The organism is Streptomyces sp. NPDC086080 (assembly GCF_044540255.1).
In the GTDB taxonomy this organism is placed as follows: Bacteria; Actinomycetota; Actinomycetes; order Streptomycetales; family Streptomycetaceae; genus Streptomyces.
This window is the reverse complement of record NZ_JBITRU010000115.1, coordinates 1-1259: the sequence shown is the minus strand read 5'-3', so window position 1 is coordinate 1259 and position 1259 is coordinate 1. Positions and strand designations below refer to the sequence as shown.

Below are 1259 nucleotides of genomic sequence, written 5' to 3'. Positions count from 1 at the left end.
GTCGCCCGCGATCCGGCCGGTGTCGATCTCGTTGGTCACGTGATGTTCGCGGCGCGTGGTGTCGCGACGGACGATCTCGTAGCCGCCCTCGTCCAGGACGGCGACGGAGGCGAACCACGCGGGATCGTCCTGGTCGGGCTGGATCACGACGAATGTGTTGTCCGTGTCGTTGAGTTCGCTGAGCAGCTCGAACAACGCGTCCTCGGACGGGTCGTCGATGTGGTCGCCGTTCTCGCTGTCTGCGCAGTAGTACCTGGCGGCCATTGGGCCTCTCCCCACCGGGTGCTGTCAGGTTTCCGGCGTCAGCATGGCACGGCTGCCTTCAAGCGGCTCACAGCCACTGGTGGATCGCCGCGATCAGCACCGCTGCCTCGAACCGGACAGCGAGCTTGTCATACCGGGTGGCCACCGCCCGGTGCTGCTTGAGGCGGCTGATCCCGCACTCGACCGCATGCCGAGCCTTGTAATCCTCCCGGTCGAAGGCAGGCGGACGACCTCCGGCAGTGCCGCGGCGCTTGCGGTTTCGGATCTGGTCGGCCGGCTCGGGGATCGTGCACCGGATCCCGCGGCGGCGTAGATAGGCCCGGTTGGCGCGCGACGAATACGCCTTGTCACCCCGTACTCGCAAAGGACGCACCCGAGGACGCCCGCTACCGGCGCGCGGGACCCGGATCGCTTCCAGGACCGGTTCGAACTGCGGGCTGTCGCCCCGCTGACCTGCTGTGATCAACACCGACAATGGCTTCTGTCCCTGTTCGCACGCCAGGTGGACCTTCGTGGAGAACCCGCCCCGGGACCGGCCCAGCCCGTGATCGTCGGGCTCAGTCACCGTTCCGCCCGGTGGTTCCTTCTGCCCGGCTCCGTCCCTGCGGGCCCCGGCGGCGTGCTGATGAGCCCGGCAGACCGTGGAGTCCACGTTCACCTCCCAGGTGATCAGGCCAGCCGCATCGGCCCGGGCCTGCAACGCGGTCAGAATCCGGGCCCACACACCCTCACGCTGCCAGCGCCTGAACAACCCGTACACGGTCTGCCAGTGCCCGTACTCAGCCGGCAGATCCCGCCACGGCACACCGGTCCGCACCCGCCACCGCACCCCGTTGATCAACCGCCGCTGGTTGCGAGCCGGACGTCCCACCCCCGCCGTCGGCAGCAACGGCTCCAGCACCAACCACTGATCATCCGAAAGGTCCCCACGCCCCACACCGAGATCATCACGGCCTGAGGCGTGTTCAAGAGCTCAGTTCCAAAACACGGCCTAG

The 1259-nt window shown here is 68.0% G+C and carries 2 protein-coding genes; both read right to left on the bottom strand.

From position 1 onward, the window contains the following. Positions 1-264: hypothetical protein (locus tag ACIF9R_RS38335; RefSeq protein WP_399987753.1), on the bottom strand; the 264-nt coding region annotated here is incomplete at its 3' end. A gap of 67 nt (positions 265-331) precedes the next feature. Then, positions 332-1201, bottom strand: a complete 870-nt coding sequence (locus ACIF9R_RS38330; RefSeq protein ID WP_399987751.1) for an IS5 family transposase — start codon at positions 1199-1201, stop codon at positions 332-334. Positions 1202-1259: the final 58 nt, after the last annotated feature.